Source organism: Chryseobacterium elymi (assembly GCF_003385495.1).
Taxonomy (GTDB): domain Bacteria; phylum Bacteroidota; class Bacteroidia; order Flavobacteriales; family Weeksellaceae; genus Chryseobacterium; species Chryseobacterium elymi.
Genome location: NZ_QNUH01000017.1, coordinates 21,057 through 46,508, shown reverse-complemented (window position 1 = coordinate 46,508; position 25,452 = coordinate 21,057). Strand labels below are relative to the sequence as shown.

The window sequence follows — 25,452 nt, the reverse complement described above, 5'->3', positions numbered from 1 at the left end:
ATTTATTACAAATTCTTATCGTAAATTATTAAATTTGAAAAAAATAATTCTAACAGATGAGCATTTTAAAAGGAGTAGGTGTTGCTTTGGTAACACCCTTTAATGAAGATTTATCCGTTGATTTCGATAGCTTAACAAAACTTGTTGAGTATAATATCGAAAACGGAACCAATTATTTAGTTGTTTTGGGAACTACAGCAGAAGCTGCAACGCTTTCTAAAGAGGAGAAGAAACAGGTGACTGAACATATCATTAAAGTTAATAATAAACGTCTTCCCCTGGTTTTGGGAATTGGCGGAAATAATACTCTTGAAGTAAAGAAACAGATAGAAGAGGCAGATCTTTCCGCATTTGATGCAGTACTTTCTGTATCTCCATACTATAATAAACCTAATCAGGAAGGCCTTTACCAGCATTATAAAATGTTGGCATCTACCGGTAAGAATATTATTATTTACAATGTTCCGTCAAGAACAGGACAGAATGTTGAGGCAGATACCACTATTCGTCTGGCCAACGAATTCCCAAATCTATTCATGATCAAAGAAGCGGCACCAAATATTCTTCAGTATTTTGATATTTTGAGAAAGAAACCTGAAGGATTTTCATTGGTTTCCGGAGATGATGAATATACGCTTCCTGTAACCTTAGCAGGTGGAAACGGAGTGATCTCTGTAATAGGGCAGGGGTATCCGAAAGAATTTTCTACAATGGTTCAACTGGCTTTTGAAGGAAAAGTAAAAGAGGCCTACGAAATTCACAATAAACTGGTTGAGATCACAAGACTGATTTTTGCAGAAGGAAACCCTTGTGGAATCAAAGTAATCCTTACAGAAAAAGGAATCATTAAAAATCATTTAAGACTTCCTTTAGTTCCTGCTTCGGAAGGACTTTACGCGAAAATTAAAGCTGAAATGGCGAAAATTTAATAAGCAGTCAATTGTGAATTTTGCTTCGCAAGTGAATCGTCAATTTTAAAAGTAACTGTTGACCATTCACCATTGACATCAAAAATACCAAAGGTGAAGAGTTCCGGCTTTTCACTTTTTTTAATCAGAAAATTATGAAATTAATTGCAGCAACAGGAAAAGACATTCCTCTTATTCAGGATCTGGCGAGAAGATCTTGGAAAAATGCTTATGCAGAAATCCTGATGGATGAGCAAATGGAATATATGCTTTCAGAGATGTACTCTGAAGCTGAGATCAAAAGTCATTTACAGAATCCGGATTATCACTATTACCTGATTCAGGATGAAAGTAATGACTCTTACGAGGGCTTTATCGGGTACCAGCATCATTATGAAGTAAGAACTACAAAACTTCACAGGATTTATTTGGTTCCTGAAAGTAAAGGAAAGGGTTTTGGTAAAAAAGCGCTTCAGTTTTTAAACAACAAAGTGTCTGAGAACGGAGATCAGAGAATTATTCTGAATGTCAATAAACATAATGCCGCCCGGAATTTCTATGAATCCCAAGGATATAAGGTTTATGATGAAGGAATTTTTGATATCGGTGGCGGTTATGTAATGGATGATTACCTCATGGAATTCTTAATTCACAAATAATTGACTTAAAATTCTATAACATTTAATTTTAATTCTATAACAAGTGATGTTTATTTTTATTCCATCTTTGTATCAGAACCAAATCACTTTCAATAATACATTCATATGCTTGGTTTTGAGCTGTCGCAGCTTTTTATCAGTATATTTTTTTCATCCTTAGTGTTTAAATTCCTGTATTCAATATGCAGGAGTTTTTTCTTTTTTATATATTATGTTTAAAATTTATAATTTATTTCACTTTTAAATGAAATAAATTATTATATTTACTTCGAAATTTGACACACTTATACCAGGATGAAAATGTATGTAAAATTTGATTTCAACGCTCTCTGTAAGAAAGTGTTGGATGAAAAGCTAAAGGAGCACGGGCTGAAATACCGCCTGCTGAACTTTGGGGAAGTGGAGTTCTATGAGCCCATTACCCAGGAGCAGCATAATCTTTTTAAGAAGAATCTTAAAGATTACGGCATAGAGATTATTGAAAGCCAGAAGACGGCTTTAGTACAGAAAATAAAAGATGTGATTGTAGAGCTTGTTTTCTCCGAAAATGCTGTTCCCGTTAAAGCATCTATTTATATTGCTGAAAAACTGAACCACAGTTATGGATATCTTTCCAATCTTTTTTCTGAGGTTGCCCATACCTCTATAGAAAACTTTATTATTCTTCAGAAAATAGAGTATGCCAAGGAACTGATTCTGAATAATAAGCAAAGCCTGACAGAAATTGCCCATAAACTGAATTATTCCAGTGTAGCCCATTTGAGCACCCAGTTCAAAAATACAACCGGCATCACACCTTCGCAATTTCATAAAACCATTACAAAAAGAAGAAAAAACCAAAGCATTAGTATAAATTCAAAAGTGCTGTATGAATAAAGAATATCTGAATGTAATAACAGTAGATAATGACGAGAGTAACATTGTATTCTTTAAAAATATTTTCAAAGATTTAAAGGTAGGAGTAAAATCCCAGTGTTTCTCTGGCGGTAATGATCTTATGGCATATTTGAAGAACAGTGCTGCAATAATTCCGGAAATAGTTTTCATTAAGCTCGATATTCCAGGAAAAAACTGCATGGAATGTGTGAAAGAAATTAAAATAGATTCCAGATTCAGTAACATTGTAATTACAGTGTATGGCGGCCAGATTCCTGAAAGTGAAATAGAAGAGATTTTCATTAACGGAGCCAATATTTTCATGAGGAAGCCTGAGACTTACGATGGCCTGAAAAAATCACTTACAGAAGTTATTACCATAAACTGGCAATATCATTCTTCAGGATTGAACAAAGATAATTTTATTATGAAGGTGTGATAAATAAAGGATTTAAACACTTATATTTTTTATTAAAAAGATAATATTTAATACATAATATTCACATAGAAGTGAAAATTGTATAATTAATAATTAAAATAATATAATAAGAAATCCACACAATATCATCAATTTTGTAAATGTAAACATTGCAACACAAATTAGCTATATAAAAAGCAATGAATGGTAGAGAATAGATTATTTCATTTAGAAAAAAGATATAAATCACAATGTTAGTTTTAACAAAATGAATTATGTTTATTTCCAGCTATAAAGCATAGAAGATCTTTAAACAAAACGGTACAATCATGAAAACTTAAGAGAGTTGAAGGGTATTTATTCGTTTCATTTCCACTCCTTCAACCTGAAACAGTTAGTTTTTATAATAAGCAAGTTGGAAAAATAATTCATTTTGTTTTTTTAATTTGTTTTAATAGCAAGGGCTGAGAATTTAAATACATATAAATATTTTCATACCAAATCATAAGATATTAGTTCTTGCTATTAAAATAAATTTTTTAAACAGACCAAAAGTAATTTCTTCTAAATAACAGTTTTATAAGGGGGCCGCGGAAAGATTTTCTTTTTCGCGGTTTTTTTATGAAATCTTACTCCATTTATTTTTTCCCTTGTAGTGCTTCAAATAGTAATTTCTGATGATCAGATTGTCTGATCTCATCAGGTGTGGATCTGCTTCTAAGATTTTATCTACCGTATTTTTGGTTGTTTTAATAATTGCAGAATCATTCACAAGATCCAGTCTTTTAAAATCTACAACACCGCTCTGCTGTGTCCCAAGAATATCTCCGGGACCCCTGAGCTGCATATCTACCTCAGAAATCTTGAAGCCGTCATTGGTCTCCGTCATCGTCTTGATACGGGTTCTGCTTTCCTTTGATAATTTATCAGAAGTCATAAGAATACAGTAGCTTTGTTCTGCTCCCCTTCCAACACGTCCCCGGAGTTGGTGAAGCTGAGAAAGCCCGAATCTTTCAGAGCTTTCTATCACCATTACAGAAGCATTCGGAACATTCACGCCCACTTCGATCACAGTGGTGGCTACCATAATTTCAGCTTTTCCTGAGGCGAAATAATTCATGGCAGCATCTTTTTCGGCAGGTTTCATTTTTCCGTGAAGCATGGTGACATTGTAATCAGAAAATGCATTCATTACATGATCGAGCCCTTCCATCAGGTTTTTATAATCTAAAGTTTCTGATTCTTCAATCAGCGGATACACAAAATAGACCTGTCTTCCTTTTTTAATCTCGTCTCTGCAGAAATTATACACATACGTTCTGTCTTTTTCACGTCTGTGGGCGGTAATGATCGGTTTTCTTCCCACCGGCATTTCATCGATAACAGAAACATCCAGATCAGAATAAAAGCTCATCGCCAAGGTCCTTGGAATAGGAGTTGCAGTCATTACCAGAATATGTGGAGGTATTTTATTTTTAGCCCATAATTTTGCCCTTTGTGCCACACCAAACCTATGCTGCTCATCAATGATGGCCAGTCCAAGGTTTTTAAATTTAACTTTATCTTCCAGAACAGCGTGCGTTCCTACCAATATAGATAATGTTCCGTTTTCCAGCTCTTCGTGGATGATCTTTCTTTCTGAAGCTTTGGTGGAACCCGTCAGAAGGCGGACATTGATATCCGTAGCTTCCAAAAGATCTTTGATGCCATTGTAATGCTGTTGTGCCAGTATTTCGGTAGGAGCCATCATACAGCTCTGAAAACCATTGTCCATAGCAATTAACATAGTAAGTAAGGCAACCATCGTTTTTCCGGACCCTACATCTCCCTGCAAAAGCCTGTTCATCTGAATAGGCCTCTTCATATCCAGACGGATTTCCTTTAAAACCCTTTTCTGGGCATTGGTAAGGTCAAAAGGAATATGATGATTGTAAAAATTATTAAAATGATCACCCACAATTGGAAATGGATTTCCCGGTGAGTGGTTTTTATGATGAATCTTTTTAAGGGCATAACCTAACTGAAAAAAGAATGACTCTTCAAATTTTAGTCTGTTATCAGCTTTTTCAAAATGCTTCATATCTTTTGGAAAATGAATATTTAAAAAAGTATGCTGCCTTGATAAAAACTTGAATGCTTTCATCATATAATCAGGGAGGTTTTCTTCAATAAGGTTAGGGATTTCCTTGCAGATATTCCTTAAGACAACCTGAAAAAACCTTTGATTCAAACCTCTTTTAGTCAGCTTTTCGGAACTTGGATAAATAGGTTTCAGGCGGGTGTCGTTTTCCTTATTTTCCTCGGCTTCAATTTCAGGGTGAGGCATGGAAAACTGACGGTTAAAAACATTTATTTTTCCGAAAATATAAACTTCACGGTTGATCGGAATCTGTTCTTTCAGCCATTTTGAATACTGAAACCATACCAGATCCATTGTTCCGGTATCATCATTGAATTTGGCAGAAAGTCTTTTTACCTTTCCGGTCTGGATTTCCTGTACCTGTGTGATTCTTCCTTTAAGCTGTGCCTCAATACTGCTTTCCTCCAGCTGAGAAATTTTAAATACTTTACTTTTATCCAGATAGCGGATAGGGTAGAAGTTCAAAAGATCATCAACGGTTGAAAGTCCTAACACATTTTTGATGAGTTTGGCTCTGTCAGGACCTATGCCTTTTACATATTCTATGGAGGTTTCTAAATTCATTTTAAAAATGAGCCCTAATTTCGGTAAAATAGGGCTAAGATTAAAATTTTTTTATTGAAAATATTAGCTGCTAAGATCAAAAAAACGACTTCCAATTTCTGAAAGTCGCTGTATGGTTTTAATCTTTGATTTTAGATTTGAACTTTTTCTGATAATCTTCCCACTGTTCCCTGGTACGGATCTTTTTGAAAAGATCTTTTGATATTAATTCTAAATAAGGCTCCAGTTCTTTGGCTGATAGTTCTCCCTGAAGAATTGTGATAGGGCCACCTTTCTCATCCAGGAATACAGTACTTGGAACAGCACCAACATTCATATATTGAGTAAATTCGTGTAAAGAGTTTCTTCCTTTTTTATGGGCAGTATTATCATTGGAAAATGTCCTTCCGAAAGCATCAATAGACTGTTTTTCTTCAGCATTAAATTTTACAGGATAGTAGTTCTCATTCAAGATTTGGGCGATAATGTTGTGGCCGTATGTTTTTTTATCCATGATTTTGCAGGGTCCGCACCAGTCTGCATAAAAATCGACCAGGATTTTTTTAGGATTTTCCTTTTGGGCTTTTAAAGCTTCTTCAATAGTCATCCATTTTATCTGTGCAAAGCTAAAATTTACTAAAAATAAAAGTATTATGCTTATAATTTTTTTCATAATTTGATATTTACGTAAAAATAAGCATAATCTCGCTTACTTTATTTTACATCCTGCATTAATTTCTTCACGAACGGAGATATCAAAATTAATACCACACCGGCAATTACTGCATATAATCCCAATTGTTTATATCCATCAGTATAAGTGACCAAAGCATCATAGTTGGTAGAACCCTCTTTTGCTGTGGCAAGTCCTGCACCGATAATACCGGCAACATACTGTCCGTAAGCAGAGGCCAGGAACCACATTCCCATCATCACTCCCTGAAGGTTTTTAGTGGAAAGCTTGGTCATAATAGACAATCCTATAGGTGACAGGCACAGTTCCCCGAGAGTGATAATCAATAATGCCAACGTGAAAAAATTCAGCGATGTTATTCCCTGGAGGTCTGCAAAAAGTCTTGTTGCAAATAAAACGTAATACCCGATTCCTAGGAAAATAAATCCTAAACCAAATTTAACGATGGTATTGGGTTCGATTTTTCTTTTATTCAGCCATATCCATAGAAGCCCGATAAGCGGCGCAAGGAAAATAATAAAAAAGGCTCCCCCTGAATTATTAACACCGTTCGGATCTAATCCAAGAAGGTCTTTATTCAGATTTTTAGCCGCAAAAATACTTAACGAACCGCCACTCTGCTCATAAATTCCCCAGAATAGAATCGAGAAAATAATGAAAACTAATGCGGCCCAAAGTTTTTTGCGCTCTGAAGCAGTTACTTTAGACATTTCATAGAATAGGTAGATCAGTGTCAAAGGCCCGATGGTCCACATAAAATAATCCGTATACTCCGTTTTAGCCACCATCTTCATGATAATTGGGACGAAAATAAGAGATAAAACGTACACTCCATATTCTTTCCATTTTGGGATTGGAGCAGCTTTTACTTCTGCCAAAGGATGCCCTGGCTGAAGACCTATTGTTCCCATTCTTTTCTGAGTAAAAATGAAATTGATAAGGCTTATTACCATTACCACGGAGGCCAGACCGAAAGCGACGTTCCATCTCATGGCTTCTGAAATAATACCGCTTAGAATTTCTCCTTTACCGATAGCGATGCATAAATAACCACCCAATAAAGCACCCAGGTTGATTCCTGCATAAAAAAGAGAAAAACCTGCATCTGCTCTTGAATCATTAGGTTTGTAAAGCTGTCCAACCATAGATGAAATATTCGGTTTGAAGAAACCTGTTCCTACCACAGTGAATGCAATTCCTAAGAAAAAGAATTTGTGTGGATCAGTTGCCAGAATCAAGCTTCCAACGATCATCAGTAGCCCGCCCCAAAAGAGAGATTTCCTGAATCCGAGGATTTTATCTGCAAAAAGACCGCCCACAAAAGTAAAGGCATACACAAATGCCTGAGTAGCGCCATATTGGAGGTTAGCTTCTTTTTCATGGAAATTAAGCTGTGAGATCATAAAGAAAACCAGCATTCCGCGCATTCCGTAGAAACAGAAACGTTCCCACATTTCAGAGAAAAAAAGGCTCCAGATTTGTCTGGGGTATTTTCCTTTGAAATTTTGTATTTCATCTAGAGTTAAGCTCATAATTGTATATGATTGTTTTAATTAGGGTTGTTTATTGTTGTTTTGGTCCAGTTCAAAACGGATTCTGTCCTGGTCTATGATTTCTTTTAATTCTTCTTCTTTTGGAAGGTAGAGGAGGTATTTGCTCGCAAAGAGATTGTTTTTGTCATTCAGAACGGAATATTTTACAATGGTTTCGTCTTTTTCAGAACACAGTAAAATTCCTATCGTCGGATTATCACCTTCTCCGCGTTTCAGATCATCATACATTCGTACATACATATCAATCTGTCCGATGTCCTGATGGGAGAGTTCTCCGGTTTTAAGGTCAATAATGACAAAGCATTTCAGAATATAATTGTAAAAGACAAGGTCGATATAAAAATCGGATGTATCTGTAGAAATATGCTGTTGTCTTGCTACAAAAGCAAATCCTTTCCCGAATTCCAGAAGAAACTTCTGAATATGATCAATGATGGCAGTTTCAATTTCTTTTTCAGAAAATTTTTGATCCGGTGTAAAACCTAAGAATTCAAAAATGTAAGGGTCTTTTAAAACACTGTGGATATTTTCTGAAGGGGATTTTTTATGTTCCAGAACTCTTTCGTAGGCAAGTGAATTGATCTGTCTTTTCAAATCCCGTACGTTCCAGTTATTTTGTACAGCTTCATTAAGATAATAGCTTCTTTTTGATTTATCATCCTGTCCAAAAAGTAATCTGTAATGAGACCAGCTCAATTGTAGAGACAATGTGTCAACAATTGGGAAGGCTGTGTAAAATTTGCGCATATTGGAAAGGTTAGTGTAATCAAAGCCCTTTCCAAACTCCAGAGAAAGTTTTTTAGAAAGATTTTTTAAGGTTTTTTTTCCATATTCGGCACGTTCTTTTCCCTGCTGTTCATCTTCTACGATCAGTTTTCCGATCTGCCAGTAAGTGAGCAGTAAAGTAGAATTCGCGATCCGAAACACTTTTTCGCGCGACTGCTTAATAATTTCCTTTACGGATTGAAATAAAGAATCTTCGGAAATTTCCATCATACGAAAATAAAAAAAACCTCTGACTTTGCAGAGGTTTTGTTGTATTTTATTGATGCGGTTATTTTACACCGTGCATCATTTTCTTTAAGATTGGAGAGATCAGCCCTAAAATAACAGCTGCGATACCACAAAGTACTACGAATACCATAAAGAATTCGAATAGGTTGTGGATCTCAAATCCTGCAAATGTAGGATTGTGCAATGGTAACTGAGCTTTCTCAAATGCTGCCGTCTGTTCAGCAGTCAACGTTACTTTTTTATCTAAAACGTCCTGAAGGTTTACGCCTATTTCCTGTGCTTTTGTGAATTTATCACCTGTAGCAGGGATAAGAGCTCCCAATGAACCTGCCAATGCATACCCTGCAGCATTGGAAATAAAGAATACTCCATATAATAATGATGCAAATCTTTTTGGAGCTAGTTTTCCTACCAATGAAAGACCGATTGGAGATAAGCAAAGCTCACCACAAGTCTGGATGAAATAAAGAAGCATTAACCATTTGATTGCCAATAATCCTGAATTTCCAAGATCTTTTACATTGTGTGCAATAATGAAGTAAGAAAGAGCAATCAATGCTAATCCCATTGCTTGTTTGAACGGAGAAACTGGCTCTCTTCCTTTTGTTCTTAATTTATCCCAAGTTAAACTGAATGGAACTGCCAAAAGAACTACGAAAATACCATTGAAAATCTGAACCATTGAAGGAGGCATATTCCATCCGAAAATGTTTCTGTCTGTCTGGTTATCTGCAATAAACGTTAGTGAAGATCCTGCCTGCTCGAAAGCTGCCCAGAAGAAAATAATAAAGAAGGATACAATATAAATTACCCAGATTCTCTGTCTTTCAATCTTGTTTTCTGCAGAACTCATAATCAGGAAAGCAAGGGAAATCCCGGCTGCATAGATGAAAGGATAAATAATTCCTTTGATCAGCTGACCCATTTCTACGGCTTTAAATCCAAATTCTCCTACCAGCAGGTATCTGAAGGCGAAGAATAAGGCAACAAATAAAAACCCGGTAATACCTAAAGCTGTTCCTGAGAATTTTGCGGTCTGAGTTTCACCTTCTTCAAAGTCTTCACTTGTATTGTTCTTTGGCAATCCACCGATAGGTCTTCCTTCCGGATTTACCACATATTTATTTTTAAGAATAAAGAATGTTACGGTTCCAATGACCATTGCAATTGAAGCGGCTAAGAATCCCCATTTAAAAGCAAAGATATCTCTTACTCCTGTGGCTGCATCTTTCACATCTCCCAAATATGGGCAGATGAACTGTCCAAGGAATGCCCCGATGTTGATCCCCATATAGAAAATGGTAAAAGCAGAGTCAAGTTTGGATTTCTCCTGTTTAGGATAAAGGCTTCCCACCATTGAGGAAATATTCGGCTTGAAGAATCCATTACCGAAAATGATAACGAATAATGCCAGCCACATCACCATTTTGGAACTGCCCAGATCGGCAGAGAAAGTAGAGGCGCTGATAAAAAGCAGGAACTGGCCGATAGCCATTAAAGATCCACCAATTAAGATGGCATTTCTATTTCCGATATATTTATCTGCAATAAATCCTCCCAAAAGAGGAGTTAAATAACATAAAGCTAAAAATCCACCGTAGATGATTGCCGCATCAGCTTCTTTTATTAATAAGGAATTTACCATGAAGAGCGTTAAAAGGGCTCTCATCCCATAAAAGTTGAAACGCTCCCACATTTCTGTTCCGAAAAGAACCCACAATCCTTTTGGATGCCTTGAATTCTTATTCTCTACAAATTCATCCGGTTTCGGACTTAATGCTTCAATATTATCCATTCTATTGTTAATTTTTGTTAAGACTGACAAATATAGTTTTTTTTGAGTTTTTGGCAAGGTTTTAATTTTATATTTAAATAAAAAAGCTGCAGAACGATTCTGCAGCTTGGTATTCTTTATGATAAATAAGGATTAGTGTCCTTTTTCCCTCATGATCTTGTTCAGTCTTTTTAACATGGAAAGTCCTAAAAGTGTCGCAAATATTAATAAAGCAAAGTTAACGAGGAAGTAATTCATCTTGTTGTCGTAGCTGTACCATGTACTTGCGAGAATCCCAGAAAGCTTATTGCCAACTGAGTTTGCTAAGAAGAAACCTCCCATCATTAAAGCCGTAATTCTTGCCGGTGAAAGTTTGGAAACGAAAGAAAGACCCATGGGAGAAAGGCAGAGCTCTCCGATGGTGATCACTCCATATCCTGCTACCAGCCACAAAGGTGAAACTTTTTCGGCACCATTGTCTCCAGCCATAACGGCAAGAACCATTACCAGGCATGACAATCCTGAAATAAATAAACCTAAAACAATTTTTGTAGGCGTAAGAGGTTCTTTTCCTTTTCTTCTTAATAAAGCCCAGAATCCTACAATGACAGGCGTTAAAGCAATTACCCAGAATGGATTGATAGACTGGAATAATTCCGTATTGTATAAATAGACTTTGGATTCCGTATTTCTTTCCAGAGCAGCACGCTGTTCAGGAGAGATATTTCTAAAATAGATATCCTTTCCGGTTTCTTTAATGGCTTTTCCATCCTTATCCTTCTGAGACTGGAACTGGTTATCATAAACAGGTACCTCTTTATCTTCGTAGCTTTTCCCCTCCACCATATAAATATTCTCAAGAGGCTTTTCCAGTGAGGCGGGAACGCTTCTGTCCGTATAATAGTTCGCCCATCTTGTTAAAGCCGTACCATTCTGCTTGAAAACAGCCCAGAAAAACATGCTGATCAGAAATACTGAAAGCAGAGCCCCGATTGATGGTTTCTCCTCTGGTTTAGCTTTGAAGTAAAGCGAGGCATAAAAATAAATAACAGGAACACAGGCAAAAATGAAGGCATCTGTACTGTCACTTCCGAAGATATTTCCGGGAATAAACCATCCAATAGCTCCAACAGCAATTGCAGGAACAAAAACCTTAATTAAAATTTCAGAAAGTTTGGTATCACCTTCCTCTACAGGCTTCATCTGTGCAGCATGGATATAGTGTTTTCTTCCGATGCTAAAGATCACAAGGCCGATAAGCATTCCTACACCTGCAGTGATGAAAGCTTCACCCCAACCGAATTTATTACGCATGAAAGCCGCAATAATATTACAGATAAATGCCCCGATATTGATCCCCATATAGAAAATATTATATCCGGAATCTTTATTGGCTTTATAAGGTTCCTCAGAATAAAGGTTCCCCAAGAGGGTGGAAATGGTAGGTTTGAAGAAACCGTTTCCAATGATAATTAACGCCAGAGAACCGTAAAAAAGAGGAAGCTCTTTGAAAACTCCCATTCCTATATATCCGGCGGCCATCAGGATTCCTCCTAAATAGATGGATTTGATATAACCTAAAACCCTGTCAGCCAAAAATCCTCCAAGGAAAGGGGTAAGATAAGTTAAAGCTATATAAGTTCCGAAAATATCATCAGCGGTTTTATCCGGAAGTCCAAGTCCTCCTTTCATTCCGGTAGGCTCAATGACATAAAGAACAAAGATTCCAAGAATCAGATAATATCCGAAACGTTCCCACATTTCTGTGAAAAAGAGGAAAGGCAGGCCTTTAGGATGTTTAGTCTTCATATAATCAATTTTCAAATTTCTCAAAAATAAGTTTTTAATTTCAATTGATAAAATAAATAATATGCTATAGAAATCATTAATGAAATAATATAAAAAAACCTCTCAATGTATTTAAGAGGTTTTTAAAATTTTTATTATAAAAAGAATTTATAGATTATTTAAAATAAAATCCGTCATTTTCTGATACAGCTGTGGTCTTGTCTGTCCACCGTAAATTCCATGGTTTTTGTCCGGATAGGCCATAAACTCAAACTGTTTTTTGTTTTGGATCAACGCTTCAGAGAATTCCATAGAATTCTGGAAATGTACATTATCATCTGCAGTTCCGTGAATCAATAAGAATTTACCTTTTAACAGGCTGGAGTATTCCGTGGGAGAATTTTTATCATATCCATCGGGATTTTCCTGAGGGGTTCTCATGAATCTTTCTGTATATACGGAATCATAATACCTCCAGTTGGTTACCGGTGCTACAGCAATTCCAGCTTTGAAGACATCAGCTCCTTTAGTCATTGCTAAGCTAGTCATATAGCCTCCAAAACTCCATCCGAACATACCGATTCTTGTTTTGTCAATATAAGACTGGTTTCCGAACCATTTTGCAGCGGTGATCTGATCTTCAATTTCATATTTCCCTAAATTCATGTAGGTGACTTTTTTGAACTTAGCTCCTTTGTAACCCGTTCCACGACCGTCTACACAGGCAACGATATAGCCTTTTTGTACCAGATGATTAAACCATAAAGCATTTCCATTGTCCCATGAATTGGCAACCTGTTGCGATCCCGGGCCGGAATACTGGAACATGAACAGTGGGTATTTTTTGTTGGGATCAAAGTTTTTAGGTTTCATGATCCATGCATTCATCTGATCGCCTGCATCATTTGGAATCGTGATAAATTCTTTGTCTACAAAATTATCAGCCTTTAATTTCTGCAGTTGATCATTATTATTCTGAAGCTCTTTTACTGTTTTGCCGTTTCCGTCTTTTAAAACATAAGTATAAGGTTTTGACGCCGTAGAAGACGTTTCAATAAAATAACTGTAGTTCTTGCTGAAGTTGGCTGAATTATTTCCTTCCGCATTGGAGATCAATTGGGATTTTCCGTTTTCAATATTAACTTTGGAAACTACTTTATTAATGCTTCCTTTTTCAGTGGTCTGAACATAAATTTCCTTAGATTTTGGATTGAATCCGTAGTAGCCAGTTACCTCCCAGTTTCCCTTTGTTATCTGCTTTTTAAGCTTTCCATCCTTGTCATACCAGTACAAATGACGGTTGCCGTCTCTTTCAGAAGCCCAAAGGAAAGAATCATCCTCAAGGAATTCAAGGGTAGGGCTGTCCGTATCGATCCATTTATCATCCGTTTCTGTGAATAGCTTTTGAACAGCTCCGGTTTTAGTATTGACTTTTAAAACATCTGAAGCATTCTGAATTCTTTCCGAAGTAATCAAAACAATTTCGTCAGGCTTTGCTGTCTGAATAACATTCGGGATATAGTAGTTTTTAAATGAACTTAAATTGATAGGCATCGTTTTCCCGGTATCAAGACGGTAAAGCTGCGCAGAAACTATAGAATTTTTTTCTCCAGCTTTAGGATATTTATAACGCATTTCCTCCGGATAAAGTTTTTTCCCATAAATCGGAATATAAATCTCCGGAACCTGGCTTTCATCAGATTTTACAAATACAATGGCATCTGAATTTTTTGTCCATTCATATTGTCTTGCATGCCCGAACTCTTCTTCGTAAACCCAGTCTGCAAGTCCGTTGATAATAGAGTTTTTCTTGCCATCATTTGTAATTTGAGTAATTTTTCCTGAACTCAGATCCTGATAGAATAAATTATTTTCCGCAATAAAAGCTACTTTAGTGGCATCAGGAGAAAATCTGGGTTCCTGAACTGTTTTGCCGTCATTTAAGCTGATTGTTTTCCCCGATTTCAGATCTTTTACCTCAAACTTTCCAAGAAAAGAATGTCTGTAGATATGCTGACTTTCTTTTAAAAGAAGAATTTTTGACTCGTCATCAGAAAATTCATAGCTTTCAAATTTACCATCAACAATATTACCTTCTTTTTGTGAAGTTTTGTAAGAATATTTGGTAATTCCTGTCGGTTCAATGACCAGATAGTTTTCTCCGTTCTTCATAGATGCTATACCGGCAATGCCTTTTCCACGATAATATCCTGAATATATTTTATCTAAAGTGATTTCCTGTGCCGATACATTATGAAATGCTACGGCTACAGTAAGAGTTAAGAGTATTTTTTTCATTTCTAATTTTAATGGATCTCAAAGATAATAATTTTATTAAATGCATAAAAAAGCTTTTTTAATACGGCTTTTGGCAAAAAAATTGAATATACCATTATACAATCAAATTAAATAATAATTATGGAAACGAATGCTTACAACCAAAAACTGAACCGCTATGTTTTGGCCGATCAGATTGTTTATACTGGCTTTTCAAGCTTTAAAGATGCGGAAGATTGTGCAAGCAAAAAAGGCGGAACTTTGGTAGAAGTTAGTTTTAAAGACGGGAATGATAATCCGCAGATTACAGATGAAGCCGGGCTTATTGAGAAAAAGCTTCACTACTACGTATATGCTGGTGATGAATATAAATTTATTCATTCATCTGATCCTGGATTTAGGAAATACGCAGATGAATTACAGAAGATAAAATCAGAAATACGTCAGGATGCACCGGACGAAAGATATCTGGCTAATTTTGAAATTGAAAATGCAGAAGATCCGATTATTGTGATCAAGAATGACCATTTTGAATCGGTAACTTCCAGAGAACGCTCAAAATATTTGAAGCACGCCAAAGTTTACGAATTAGGGGTATCCCTGCCAAAATCTTAAAATTTTTTATCATGAGCAAAACCAAATATTCAGAAAAAGCTCAGGACAAAGTAGGAAAAGTCATGCACGAATTCAAGGAGGGAAAACTTAAGTCTTCTTCCGGAAAGAAAGTGACAAGTAGGAAACAAGCCGTAGCAATAGGTATTTCCGAAGCAAGAGAAACAGGCTTGAAAGTTCCGAAAAAGAAAAAAGAATAATACCAATAATAAAAATTCCGTGAAAATACTTACACGGAATTTTTATTATAAATAAGTTGATTGGAGTTTTTTATCTTTTACTTATTGGTAAAGCACCTTGTAATATTCATCTGCCATTCTATCACTGTTAAACCGGTCCTGTACATCATTCATAGCATTATACTGAATTTTTCTCCATTGGTTAGGATTGTCATAATAAGTAGGCAGGATTTCGTTTTCAAGAATTTCGTACAGCTTACTCAGGTCATAAGTATCCTGTTCATAAATACTCATATTTAAATAATCAGCCTTCGGAACAACAAACGCATTTTCTCCCGGCTGGGCAAACTCAGGGATCCACCCGTCATCGGTAGAAAGATTTACAGATCCGTTCATTGCAGCAGTCATTCCTGAGGTCCCTGAAGCTTCTCTTGGCACCCTCGGATTGTTGAGCCACAAATCCGAGCCCTGTTTCAGAGATTTACTTAAAGAAAGTTCGTAACCGGTAAGGACAGCCATATTCTTGTGATTTTTGCTTTCCTCTACCAGGGTGTTAAAAGTAGAAATAGCGGAATAATCCATAGGATAAGGTTTCCCTGACCAGATGATCTGTACCGGATATTTTTGATTATTCAATAACCTGTAGAATCTTTCCTTATCATGAAGCAGTAAATCTGCACGTTTATACCCTGCAAATCTTCTTGCCCAGACAATAGTGAAAATGTTAGGATCAAATAGATTTCCGGTCTGATCTGCAACAATGGTGAACAGTCTTTTCTTTAAATGTTTTTTGCGGTAATCAAAAACAGTAGCATCGTTTTCATCTTTGGCATTATAAAGAGGCTTATCCGCCCAGTATTTAAATTCCTGTGCATTGGTAATGGAAGTAATTTCGCAGATTCCAGGGTATTTACTCCACATAGCTCTGGAAACCTCACCATGCAGCTTAGATACCCCGTTCGCCATTCTTGCCATTTTCAGAGCACACAACGAGTGATTGAAACGGTCATCGCTTGCTCCTTCGATGCTTTTTACCTCTTCCATGCTGAAACCTGAAAAATAGGACATATCGTGGCAGAGTTTCAGATTATGCTTTTCGTTTCCGGCTTCTTCAGGAGTATGGGTGGTAAAAACCAGTTTTTCTTTTACCCGGTTCAGGTCTCCATTGTACTTTTTCAGCAGGTAAAATGCGGCGGGAAGTCCATGAGCCTCATTCAGATGATACACCTCTCTTACGGCATTCATTTCGTCCAGTAATTTAGCACCTCCCTTTCCTAATAAAATATACTGCGCCAGTTTTGTAGATTCATTGGCATCGTATAATTTGTGGCAGATGGTTTTGGAAACATGATCGTTTTCCGGAACATCCGTAGAGAGGAAAAACATAGGTGCCGTATTGAAAATTTCAGGATCAAGGTACCATACTTTTACCCAAACCGGGGCACTGTGGATCTCAATTTGAAATTTTATTCCGGTATCTTCAAGGAAGCTGTACATTTTTCTGGTCCAGACCGGCTGAAGAGTCTGGTCATGATTTCTGGCCTGATCGTAATATCCGAATTTCCAGAGAATTCCGATCCCGATAAGATCCTGTTTCAGGTTGTACGCGCTTCTCATATGAGATCCTGCAAGGAATCCCAGACCTCCCGAATATATTTTTAAAACCTGTTCAATGGCAAATTCCATCGAAAAATAGACGGCTTTTTTAGAATATTGTGGATTGATGCTGTAAGGTATTTTAAAGTTTTTAAAATCCATATAAATCACAGTTTTATAATTTGAACGCTAAAGGTATTGATTATGAAAATAAACTTTACATTAATTATTTGATAAATTAATTTAAAAGTATCCTGTGAATAGTTTTTTTACTTACCTTTAATATGTAAATTTTTGAAAATCAAAAACTTCTAACGGTGAAAACCAATAGGGCGTATGTTCTTGGTCACATAAAAAAATCACCTATGAAAAAAACATTTTCTGATGAAGATTTAATAAAGAATCTAAGCCTATACTATATGAACCGGCATTTGAAAAAAAAGCCGATGGAAAAGTATCACCGTAAAATAGACGAATCTTTGCTCCATGACCGTGAAAAGTATAGAAAGAAATCTGAGATTTTACTGCTTAATTCGTTTATGCATCATTTTCCCGATGTTAAATTTGAAGACCTTACCTGCGAAAGTCCGGACTTTATCGCTAAACTCAACGATAAAAAGATAGGGATAGAACTTACCGAAGTGATCAATCATCTGGAAATGAAAAAGGTAGAGAGTACTTTAAATAAGATGTTCCGCCAGGCAGAAATACTATTAGAACAGGAAGACACCGCGAAATATCGTGGTGTTTATTTTTTAGAATTTTACCCGAATATTAAATTTGACAATATAGAACAGCAGGAGGAAAATATACTCAGTATTTACAGAAGCATTAAAAAGAACAAACCTTTGGGCTGTGTGAAAGGGATGAGGAAATCTTTTCATCGTAGAAATGTCTTTATTACCCACGAATATAGCATGAACCTTTTTGATGAACTTTGTTCCGAGAAGATCCTTGAGCTTATCGATAAGAAAAATGAGAAATTCCCGTATTACGATACTTCCGTAGATGAATGCTGGCTGGTGATTGTTTCGGACATGAATTCCATTGCTTCAAGATATACGTTTATTCAGGACAAAGAACATTTGCAGGAAGTGAAGAGTCCGTTTCATAAAATTTTCCATCTTGAAAATCTCTGTGGAAATATTACAAGTATAAAATAGTTGGTGTTTATCGTGTTATATCGTAATTATTTCATTTTTTTATTTAAAATAATTTAAGATTTTTAAAAATCCATTGTTCGTGATTAAAATATAGGTATATTTGATGTATGTGTTGTCAATCAGCACATACATTTGGTTTTCAAATCAATAACTAAAAACTATATATCTATGAAAAAACTTTTACTCCTTATTTTTTTAGGTATTTCTCAGGTATTCTTTGCGCAGGCAGACTGTTCAACAGCGCTTGCCGTCTGCGGAAATTCCAATATTACTTATAGTCCAACCGGATATGGCAACATTAAAGAATTGGTCAATTCAGGAACTTGCCTAGATGCAACCGGTGAGCATAATTCAATCTGGTATAAAATAACAATTGCTACAGGAGGGACACTTACCTTCGATCTTGTCCCGAATAATCCGGATGCTGACTATGACTGGGCGATTTTCGGCCCTAATGTAAACTGTGGAGCTTTAGGAGCACCCATACGCTGCAATGCCGCAACGGTTATAGGCCCCGGACCTGCTACAGGATTAAATATGACAAGTACTCTTACCAATGCGGTCGGAGGTTCACTCACACCTTATTGTAAATATCTTGATGTTTTACCGGGACAAACTTACTATTTATTCATTGACAACTGGGTAAGCAGTACCAGTACAACAACAGCTCCGTTTTCTTTAACCTGGGGTGGAACTGCAACATTGGCATCTCCCTTTACAGATCCCGCTTTACAGCCATATCCGTTTATTCCGCCGGGAGTTCCGCCGGCTAATCCAGCAGATCCCAAAGAAGTAATTATATGTGTAAATCCTGCCGTATTTGATTTTTCAACACTTTCTGCAGGAATTTTAAACGGAAATCCCCATTTCAGCGTAAGCTATCATATGAGTCAGAATGATGCATTGACAGGAAATAATGCGATCACTGTTCCTACAACCGTTAATACAACTTCTGTTTATTATTATAGTATCAGCTATACCGATCCGACCAATCCAAACAGTCCGCTGAATCAATGTAAACAGATTGGAATATTTAAATTTAAGGACGGTAAAATCACAGCAAAAAATGCAACACTCACTCAATGTAACAACAATAATGCGGGAACAGCAGTATTTGATCTTACAACAGCAGATGTTATTACAGATCCAACCGTGACCAAGAAATATTACAATACGCTCTCAGATCTGAATGCAGGGATTAATGAAATTACCACTCCGTCAGCATTTACATCTGCCGAAGGAACCGTTTTTGTCAAAGTGATTTCATCCTTCGGGTGTACTGCTGTTGCGCAGATAACATTAAAATTCTACCCGGTTGTTGTGGTAAATGATACTACATTAAGATCCTGTGCTATTGAAGGTAATCCGTCTACGGCATCTTTTAACCTTACAGTTGCATCGGTAACCTCTCAGACTGGGGCAGGTAAAAAATACTATCCTTCTGCAACGGATGCCGTGAATCAGACCAATGAAATTTTAACGCCTGCAGCATACATTGCCCCTAGTGGTATAGTGTATGTCCGGGTCTCCAATGCGCAGGGTTGTTATAACATTGCTAAAATTACATTGGTCGTTATTCCTCCGGTTTATTCCACTATTCTTAAAGATAAAATTATTTGTGTGGAAGACAGAACGACATTAGATGCCGGTCCGGGATTTAACGGATATGAATGGAGCACGGGAGCAACTACACAGACGATTACAAATGTGGGCGTAGGAACCTATTGGGTAAAGCTTAAAACAGGAGATTGTACCGTGGTGCAGAACGTAAAAGTATATCCTTCTGAACAGCCAGTTGTTTCAAGTATAGAAATTTCAAATACTACCGTTACGGTATTTGTGATAGGAGGAACGGCACCTTACAAATATTCCATGGATAATATAAACTGGCAGGATTCTAATAAATTCAGCAATGTTAAAAGAGGCGATGCCACTATATTTGTCAAAGATTCTTACGACTGTGATCCAATAGATATCAGTATCGTTGTTCCTAATCTTGTCAATGTGATCACACCAAATGGTGACGGTTACAATGATGTTATTGATTATTCTGCCTTAGCCAATAAGAAAAATTTGGTGATGAATATTTTCGACCGTTATGGAAATATGATCTATCAGATTGATAAGTCTACCGGCTATAAATGGGACGGAAGCAGTAGGGGCGGAGTGAAGGTGCCTACCGGAAACTATTGGTATTCTGTAGGCTGGAATGAAAATGATAAAATGAACACTCCAATTAAGTATTCAGGATGGATCGTAGTTAAAAACAGAGATTAAGCTTTTAATAATAAACTATATAGATAAAACCATTTCGAAAGAGATGGTTTTGTCGTTAAAATAATTTTAAATTAGTCTGATCAATAACAGAAAAATGAAGGATCTTTTTATAAAACGTTTTCAGTATTATAAATCTCTCGGTGATAAATCATTCGAGCAGCTTTCTGATGAGCAGATGTTCTGGCAGTATAATGATGAAAGCAATTCCATTGCAGTCATTGTTAAACATATGGCTGGCAATATGCTTTCAAGGTGGACCAACTTCCTAACGGAAGACGGAGAGAAAGCCTGGCGCAACCGTGATGGGGAATTTATCAATACCTTTAAAACCAAACAGGAGGTTATTGATTTCTGGGAAAAGGGCTGGGAGTGTTTTTTTGATGCTTTGAGCCGGATCAATGATAAAAATTTGCATTCCACTATTTATATCAGGGGAGAAGCACACCCGGTTTTAGATGCCGTTTTGCGTCAGCTCGCTCATTATCCTTATCATATCGGGCAGATTGTTTCTATTGCGAAAATGATTAAGAATGACGACTGGAAAACGCTTTCTATTGAAAGAAATAAGTCTCAGGAATTTAATGCCGGAATGAAAGATAAGTTTTCTAAACAAAAAGATGTTTCCAATTCATCTCCGGTATGCTTTCAAAACAGCCCTGAAGTAAGGGACGAATATAAATAATAGACTGAATCGATTTAGAATTATTATTAAAATTACTATCTTTGCACCCAGAAAATTCAGGAGTAAATAAATGTCTACTTTTCACGGAACTGCCGCATTTCATACACTCGGCTGCAAATTAAATTTTGCGGAAACATCTACTATTGCCCGTCAATTGACAGATGCTGGTTATGATAAAGTAAGTTTTGACGATAAAGCAGACGTCTATGTCATCAATACCTGTTCGGTAACGGAAAATGCTGACCGTGAATGCAAATTACATGTAAAGCGGGCTATGAAAGCCAATCCTGAAGGACTGGTCGTTATTGTAGGATGCTATGCGCAGTTGAAGCCTGAAGAGATCTCACAGATTGATGGAGTAGATCTTGTCCTGGGAGCTAAAGAGAAATTCAATATCTTAAGCTACCTGGATGATTTGGAAAAATCGGAAAATAAAGGCATTGTGCATTCTTGCGAGATTGAGGAAACTGATTTCTTTATCGGAAGCTACTCAATAGGGGACAGAACAAGAGCCTTCCTGAAAGTGCAGGACGGATGCGACTATAAATGTACCTACTGTACCATTCCTCTGGCAAGAGGAATCTCGCGCTCAGATACCATCGAGAATGTTCTTAAAAATGCTAAAGAAATTGCAGAAAGAGACATCAAGGAAATTGTTCTTACCGGTGTGAATATTGGTGATTACGGTAAAGGAGAATTCGGAAATAAAAGACACGAACATACTTTCCTGGACCTGATATCAGAGCTTGATAAAGTGGAAGGAATTGAAAGAATCCGTATTTCTTCCATAGAGCCGAACCTTTTGAAAGACGAAAGTATTGATCTGGTTTCAAAAAGCAAAAGCTTTGTTCCTCATTTTCACATCCCGCTACAGTCAGGATGCGACGATCTGCTGAAAAAAATGAAGCGCCGTTACCTTACCAAACTGTATAATGACAGAGTCAATAAGATCCGCGAGGTAATGCCTGATGCCGCTATCGGTGTAGATGTTATTGTAGGGTTTCCCGGCGAAACAGAGGAGAAATTTATGGAAACCTATAACTTCCTGAATGAGCTTCCTATCACTTATCTTCACGTATTTACCTATTCTGAAAGAGAAAATACGGAAGCAGCCGATATGGGCGGAGTAGTTCCTGTTCCTGAAAGAAAAAAGCGTAATAAGATGCTGAGAATCCTTTCTGAAAAGAAGAAAATGGCATTTTATCAGACCCAACTTGGAAAAACGCTTCCCGTTCTTTGGGAGCACGAAAATAAAGACGGCAAAATGTATGGCTTCACTGAAAACTATGTGAGAGTCCAGAAAGATTTTGATCCCGCATTCGTTAATCAGATTGAATTTCTAAATTTAGAAAAAATCCTGTCAGATGGCACGGTTTCTGTGCAGTCATCCTTCGAAAGTTTTTTAGCAAAAGCGTAGTCTCTTTGCAAAATTTCTACTAAATTTATTTTAACTTTAAATACTACATTCATGAGAGATAAGTTTTTATCTTGGGGAATTGTATTAGTAACTGCTACATGGATCGTTGCATTACTGATCAGAGCGCATTACTGGATACCCATCCTGTTATCTGCCATTTATGCATTGGGTGTTTACAATGCCTACCAGTCGAAACACGCTATTTTGAGGAACTTCCCGGTATTGGGATACTTCAGATACTTTTTCGAAAGTATTTCACCCGAAATGCAGCAGTATTTCATAGAAAGGGAGACAGACGGGAAACCATTTCCCCGAAATCAGCGTTCTGCAGTATACAGACGAGCTAAAAACCTGAGTGATACTGTGGCTTTTGGAACACAGCTGGAAGTTAATCACCGAAAATATGAAGGAATCAAGCATTCTATTTATGCAAAATCGCCTGTTGAAGAGCTCCCAAGAGTATGGGTAGGAGGAGAGCAGTGTACACAGCCTTACCATGCTTCCCTGTTCAATATTTCAGCAATGAGTTTTGGGGCATTAAGCGACAGGGCACAGATTTCTTTAAACAGAGGTGCAAAAAAAGGAAATTTTTATCATAACACCGGAGAAGGAGGCATTTCTCCCTATCATTTGGAAGGAGGAGATCTTTGCTGGCAAATTGGAACCGGATATTTTGGCTGTCGTGACGAAGAAGGGAAATTTAATCCCGAACTGTTTGAAAAGTACGCAACCCTTCCCAATGTGAAAATGGTTGAAATTAAGCTGTCCCAAGGGGCAAAGCCAGGACACGGAGGTGTCCTTCCGGGTGTGAAAAATACACCGGAGATCGCAAAGATCCGTCACGTCACCCCGGGAGTTACTGTTATTTCACCGCCATCCCATAGTTCATTTTCTGATGCTGCAGGCCTGTTGAGGTTTGTACAGCAATTGAGAGAGCTTTCAGGAGGGAAACCAACTGGCTTTAAACTATGTATTGGAGATACCAGGGAATTTGAGGATATCTGCGTACAGATGAATGTTTTAAAGATCTATCCGGATTTTATTACCATAGATGGAGCAGAAGGAGGAACAGGAGCTGCACCACCGGAATTTTCAGATGGAGTAGGGATGCCTTTGGAACCTGCCCTGATTTTTGTTAACAGAACCCTAAATAATTATAATTTAAGAAGTAAACTGAGAGTAATCGCCAGTGGAAAAGTTCTGACAAGCTTAGATATTCTGAGAGCAGTAGCAATGGGGGCGGATATGTGTAATAATGCAAGAGGATTTATGTTCTCATTAGGCTGTATCCAGGCCTTAAGATGTAATAATAACAATTGCCCGACAGGCGTTGCCACTCAGGATAAAATGTTGGTTAAAGGGCTTGATGTTACCGACAAAAGTGAAAGAGTATACCATTTCCATAAAAATACACTGCATACTTGTAATGAGCTGATTGCAGCGGCGGGAAGAAGCTCTTACGAAGAAGTGGATGCTACTATGTTCATGAGAGGGGATGAATTTGACCATCTGGCGGATTTGTATTTCCCTGATATTTTAGGAAATGTAAAGCAGAAAGCAAGAACTTAAAAAAGTATATAAAATAAAAACCGCCTTCAGATGAAGGCGGTTTCTTTATGCAGAATGTATTAATCTTAAGTTATTGTCCGTCAGGTCTGTCAGCTCTTCCGTATACCTGGAAATTAAATACCATAGAATAATTTCTTAAAGAGTATTGCGTGCTGTAAGGATAATGTGGATCTCTCGCGAATGCAGCTCTTGATGGTACTAAAATAACGCCCTGAAGATTATATGGATCTCCGCTTGGAAGATTTTTAAAAGCTTTGAATTTCTGAATAGCCTCACGGAAGCCTTCAACTTCATAATAACTTCTTTGCTGTGCAACTCCTGTTGTTGCTGCGTCACGGATACTCTTTTTAGCATAGTAGAATAACGGGTCAATCATTGGAAGCCCATTACCATTAATTGTATTTACCAATGTCAGGCTGGAAATAAAAGAAATATTTCCATCAGTATTTCCTGCTAAATAAGCATTAGCTCTTATCATAAGCGTAAGAATATCATCTTCTCCGATAGTTTGCGGCTCAACTGTTGGCTGTGCCCCGTCTCTCATGATGTATATGGTCCCGGAAGGAAGCGTCTGATACGGCAGATCTATTAATTTTTTTTCATTGTCATCACTGGTATCTGTTGTGCTGAAAGCTTTTATATTTCCCTGGGCGTCCAGATAATTTTCGCTCATAAACTTCTTAATAGCCTGATCATCATAACTGTTTTGAACGGCGATGTCTTCCGGTTCTTTATAAGTTTCAACTTCATCATCTTTCTTACATGCAGAAAAACATAAAGATCCCGCAAGGATATATAAAAATATTTTTTTCATTTCAAAAAACTTTAATTACTTTACAAATAATATAACGGCAAAAGTATAAAAAAATATGAGAATAGATAAATTTTTATGGTGCATTCGTTTTTATAAGACGAGAAGTATTGCAACAGAGGAAATTAAAAAGAACAGAGTTTCAATAGGAACGTCTGCCGTAAAGTCATCTAAGGAGGTTAAAGAAGGAGATGTTATCAAAATCCGAAAAAATCAGATTGATTATAAAATAAAGGTCACTCAGATCCCCAAAAGCAGGATGGGAGCAAAGCTTGTCCCTCTTCATATCCAGGATGTCACAGACAAAGAGCAATATGAATTATTAAAGCTTCGCAAGATGTCGCAGGATTATTATAGAAATAAGGGCGAAGGAAGGCCTACCAAAAAAGACAGGCGCGAGATGGATGAATATGTAGGAAATGATATAGCTTCAGACTTTACAGACTGGGATGATTTCTTTGGAGAAGCAGCAGATGGCCCCGAAGAAAACGAAGATTAAGAT

Annotated in this window: 21 protein-coding genes; 12 read left to right on the top strand and 9 right to left on the bottom strand. The window is 37.0% G+C overall.

What is annotated here, in order from left to right:
* Window positions 1-56: 56 nt before the first annotated feature.
* From dapA to DRF60_RS16540, 4 genes are all read left to right on the top strand, one after another.
* On the top strand, window positions 57-929 hold the full coding sequence (gene dapA, locus DRF60_RS16555) for a 4-hydroxy-tetrahydrodipicolinate synthase (protein ID WP_116013231.1): 873 nt from the start codon (window positions 57-59) through the stop codon (window positions 927-929).
* A gap of 134 nt (window positions 930-1,063) precedes the next feature.
* The gene (locus DRF60_RS16550; protein WP_116013228.1) at window positions 1,064-1,567 is read left to right on the top strand and encodes a GNAT family N-acetyltransferase; all 504 of its coding nucleotides are present in this window, start codon (window positions 1,064-1,066) and stop codon (window positions 1,565-1,567) included.
* A 294-nt stretch (window positions 1,568-1,861) separates the two neighbouring features.
* Window positions 1,862-2,443: a helix-turn-helix domain-containing protein gene (locus tag DRF60_RS16545; protein WP_116013225.1), complete on the top strand. Its 582-nt coding sequence runs from the start codon at window positions 1,862-1,864 to the stop codon at window positions 2,441-2,443.
* Window positions 2,436-2,882: a response regulator gene (locus tag DRF60_RS16540; protein ID WP_116013222.1), complete on the top strand. Its 447-nt coding sequence runs from the start codon at window positions 2,436-2,438 to the stop codon at window positions 2,880-2,882. Before DRF60_RS16545 ends, DRF60_RS16540 begins: the two co-directional genes overlap by 8 nt.
* A 598-nt stretch (window positions 2,883-3,480) precedes the next feature.
* Here the strand turns inward: DRF60_RS16540 and recG are convergent.
* From recG to DRF60_RS16505, 7 genes are all read right to left on the bottom strand, one after another.
* Window positions 3,481-5,565 (bottom strand): ATP-dependent DNA helicase RecG, encoded by a 2,085-nt coding sequence (gene recG / locus DRF60_RS16535; RefSeq protein ID WP_116013219.1) that lies wholly within the window; start codon window positions 5,563-5,565, stop codon window positions 3,481-3,483.
* A gap of 118 nt (window positions 5,566-5,683) precedes the next feature.
* A complete protein-coding gene (locus tag DRF60_RS16530; RefSeq protein ID WP_116013216.1) occupies window positions 5,684-6,217 on the bottom strand; it encodes a thioredoxin family protein in 534 nt (177 codons plus the stop codon).
* A 41-nt stretch (window positions 6,218-6,258) separates the two neighbouring features.
* The gene (locus DRF60_RS16525) at window positions 6,259-7,770 is read right to left on the bottom strand and encodes a peptide MFS transporter (protein WP_116013213.1); all 1,512 of its coding nucleotides are present in this window, start codon (window positions 7,768-7,770) and stop codon (window positions 6,259-6,261) included.
* A gap of 21 nt (window positions 7,771-7,791) precedes the next feature.
* Window positions 7,792-8,787: a PDDEXK nuclease domain-containing protein gene (locus DRF60_RS16520; RefSeq protein ID WP_116013210.1), complete on the bottom strand. Its 996-nt coding sequence runs from the start codon at window positions 8,785-8,787 to the stop codon at window positions 7,792-7,794.
* Window positions 8,788-8,845: 58 nt separating this feature from the next.
* A complete protein-coding gene (locus DRF60_RS16515) occupies window positions 8,846-10,600 on the bottom strand; it encodes a peptide MFS transporter (RefSeq protein WP_116013208.1) in 1,755 nt (584 codons plus the stop codon).
* Between the two features lie 132 nt (window positions 10,601-10,732).
* Window positions 10,733-12,388, bottom strand: coding sequence for a peptide MFS transporter (locus DRF60_RS16510; protein ID WP_116013205.1), 1,656 nt, complete (start codon window positions 12,386-12,388; stop codon window positions 10,733-10,735).
* Between the two features lie 147 nt (window positions 12,389-12,535).
* The gene (locus tag DRF60_RS16505) at window positions 12,536-14,665 is read right to left on the bottom strand and encodes a S9 family peptidase (RefSeq protein ID WP_116013203.1); all 2,130 of its coding nucleotides are present in this window, start codon (window positions 14,663-14,665) and stop codon (window positions 12,536-12,538) included.
* 120 nt (window positions 14,666-14,785) lie between these two features.
* Here DRF60_RS16505 and DRF60_RS16500 point away from each other — a divergent pair, with 120 nt between their 5' ends.
* Together DRF60_RS16500 and DRF60_RS16495 are read left to right on the top strand one after the other, a co-directional pair.
* On the top strand, window positions 14,786-15,259 hold the full coding sequence (locus DRF60_RS16500) for a hypothetical protein (RefSeq protein ID WP_116013200.1): 474 nt from the start codon (window positions 14,786-14,788) through the stop codon (window positions 15,257-15,259).
* Between the two features lie 11 nt (window positions 15,260-15,270).
* Window positions 15,271-15,456 carry a DUF6496 domain-containing protein gene (locus DRF60_RS16495; RefSeq protein WP_116013196.1) on the top strand — a complete coding sequence of 62 codons (186 nt, stop codon included), beginning with the start codon at window positions 15,271-15,273 and terminating at the stop codon, window positions 15,454-15,456.
* An 81-nt stretch (window positions 15,457-15,537) separates the two neighbouring features.
* Here DRF60_RS16495 and glgP read toward each other — a convergent pair whose 3' ends face one another.
* The gene (gene glgP, locus DRF60_RS16490) at window positions 15,538-17,193 is read right to left on the bottom strand and encodes an alpha-glucan family phosphorylase (RefSeq protein WP_116013194.1); all 1,656 of its coding nucleotides are present in this window, start codon (window positions 17,191-17,193) and stop codon (window positions 15,538-15,540) included.
* A 203-nt stretch (window positions 17,194-17,396) separates the two neighbouring features.
* Here glgP and DRF60_RS16485 point away from each other — a divergent pair, with 203 nt between their 5' ends.
* The 5 genes from DRF60_RS16485 (at window position 17,397) to DRF60_RS16465 (ending at window position 24,139) form a co-directional block, all read left to right on the top strand.
* Window positions 17,397-18,194 (top strand): hypothetical protein, encoded by a 798-nt coding sequence (locus DRF60_RS16485; RefSeq protein ID WP_116013313.1) that lies wholly within the window; start codon window positions 17,397-17,399, stop codon window positions 18,192-18,194.
* A 168-nt stretch (window positions 18,195-18,362) separates the two neighbouring features.
* On the top strand, window positions 18,363-20,471 hold the full coding sequence (locus DRF60_RS16480) for a T9SS type B sorting domain-containing protein (protein WP_116013191.1): 2,109 nt from the start codon (window positions 18,363-18,365) through the stop codon (window positions 20,469-20,471).
* A 94-nt stretch (window positions 20,472-20,565) separates the two neighbouring features.
* Window positions 20,566-21,153, top strand: a complete 588-nt coding sequence (locus DRF60_RS16475; RefSeq protein WP_116013188.1) for a DUF1572 family protein — start codon at window positions 20,566-20,568, stop codon at window positions 21,151-21,153.
* A gap of 70 nt (window positions 21,154-21,223) precedes the next feature.
* Complete coding sequence (gene mtaB / locus DRF60_RS16470) at window positions 21,224-22,570, top strand: tRNA (N(6)-L-threonylcarbamoyladenosine(37)-C(2))-methylthiotransferase MtaB (RefSeq protein ID WP_116013185.1); 1,347 nt, start codon at window positions 21,224-21,226, stop codon at window positions 22,568-22,570.
* A 51-nt stretch (window positions 22,571-22,621) separates the two neighbouring features.
* A complete protein-coding gene (locus tag DRF60_RS16465) occupies window positions 22,622-24,139 on the top strand; it encodes an FMN-binding glutamate synthase family protein (protein ID WP_116013182.1) in 1,518 nt (505 codons plus the stop codon).
* Between the two features lie 70 nt (window positions 24,140-24,209).
* On the opposite strand, the gene DRF60_RS16460 is transcribed toward DRF60_RS16465, so the two are convergent.
* Window positions 24,210-24,953, bottom strand: a complete 744-nt coding sequence (locus DRF60_RS16460) for a hypothetical protein (RefSeq protein WP_116013180.1) — start codon at window positions 24,951-24,953, stop codon at window positions 24,210-24,212.
* Between the two features lie 55 nt (window positions 24,954-25,008).
* Between DRF60_RS16460 and DRF60_RS16455 the strand changes: the two genes are divergently transcribed.
* The gene (locus tag DRF60_RS16455; RefSeq protein WP_116013177.1) at window positions 25,009-25,449 is read left to right on the top strand and encodes an RNA-binding S4 domain-containing protein; all 441 of its coding nucleotides are present in this window, start codon (window positions 25,009-25,011) and stop codon (window positions 25,447-25,449) included.
* Window positions 25,450-25,452: the final 3 nt, after the last annotated feature.

Bases quoted from the DNA above. Each gene is read 5' to 3' on its own strand.
- dapA (WP_116013231.1), top strand. From the start codon at position 57: ATGAGCATTTTAAAAGGAGTAGGTGTTGCTTTGGTAACACCCTTTAAT.
- glgP (WP_116013194.1), bottom strand. From the start codon at position 17,193: ATGGATTTTAAAAACTTTAAAATACCTTACAGCATCAATCCACAATAT.
- DRF60_RS16465 (WP_116013182.1), top strand. From the start codon at position 22,622: ATGAGAGATAAGTTTTTATCTTGGGGAATTGTATTAGTAACTGCTACA.
- DRF60_RS16500 (WP_116013200.1), top strand. From the start codon at position 14,786: ATGGAAACGAATGCTTACAACCAAAAACTGAACCGCTATGTTTTGGCC.
- DRF60_RS16550 (WP_116013228.1), top strand. From the start codon at position 1,064: ATGAAATTAATTGCAGCAACAGGAAAAGACATTCCTCTTATTCAGGAT.
- DRF60_RS16540 (WP_116013222.1), top strand. From the start codon at position 2,436: ATGAATAAAGAATATCTGAATGTAATAACAGTAGATAATGACGAGAGT.
- DRF60_RS16480 (WP_116013191.1), top strand. From the start codon at position 18,363: ATGAAAAAACTTTTACTCCTTATTTTTTTAGGTATTTCTCAGGTATTC.
- DRF60_RS16530 (WP_116013216.1), bottom strand. From the start codon at position 6,217: ATGAAAAAAATTATAAGCATAATACTTTTATTTTTAGTAAATTTTAGC.
- DRF60_RS16460 (WP_116013180.1), bottom strand. From the start codon at position 24,953: ATGAAAAAAATATTTTTATATATCCTTGCGGGATCTTTATGTTTTTCT.
- DRF60_RS16520 (WP_116013210.1), bottom strand. From the start codon at position 8,787: ATGATGGAAATTTCCGAAGATTCTTTATTTCAATCCGTAAAGGAAATT.
- DRF60_RS16455 (WP_116013177.1), top strand. From the start codon at position 25,009: ATGAGAATAGATAAATTTTTATGGTGCATTCGTTTTTATAAGACGAGA.
- DRF60_RS16505 (WP_116013203.1), bottom strand. From the start codon at position 14,665: ATGAAAAAAATACTCTTAACTCTTACTGTAGCCGTAGCATTTCATAAT.
- DRF60_RS16485 (WP_116013313.1), top strand. From the start codon at position 17,397: ATGAAAAAAACATTTTCTGATGAAGATTTAATAAAGAATCTAAGCCTA.
- mtaB (WP_116013185.1), top strand. From the start codon at position 21,224: ATGTCTACTTTTCACGGAACTGCCGCATTTCATACACTCGGCTGCAAA.
- DRF60_RS16475 (WP_116013188.1), top strand. From the start codon at position 20,566: ATGAAGGATCTTTTTATAAAACGTTTTCAGTATTATAAATCTCTCGGT.
- DRF60_RS16510 (WP_116013205.1), bottom strand. From the start codon at position 12,388: ATGAAGACTAAACATCCTAAAGGCCTGCCTTTCCTCTTTTTCACAGAA.
- recG (WP_116013219.1), bottom strand. From the start codon at position 5,565: ATGAATTTAGAAACCTCCATAGAATATGTAAAAGGCATAGGTCCTGAC.
- DRF60_RS16525 (WP_116013213.1), bottom strand. From the start codon at position 7,770: ATGAGCTTAACTCTAGATGAAATACAAAATTTCAAAGGAAAATACCCC.
- DRF60_RS16495 (WP_116013196.1), top strand. From the start codon at position 15,271: ATGAGCAAAACCAAATATTCAGAAAAAGCTCAGGACAAAGTAGGAAAA.
- DRF60_RS16545 (WP_116013225.1), top strand. From the start codon at position 1,862: ATGAAAATGTATGTAAAATTTGATTTCAACGCTCTCTGTAAGAAAGTG.
- DRF60_RS16515 (WP_116013208.1), bottom strand. From the start codon at position 10,600: ATGGATAATATTGAAGCATTAAGTCCGAAACCGGATGAATTTGTAGAG.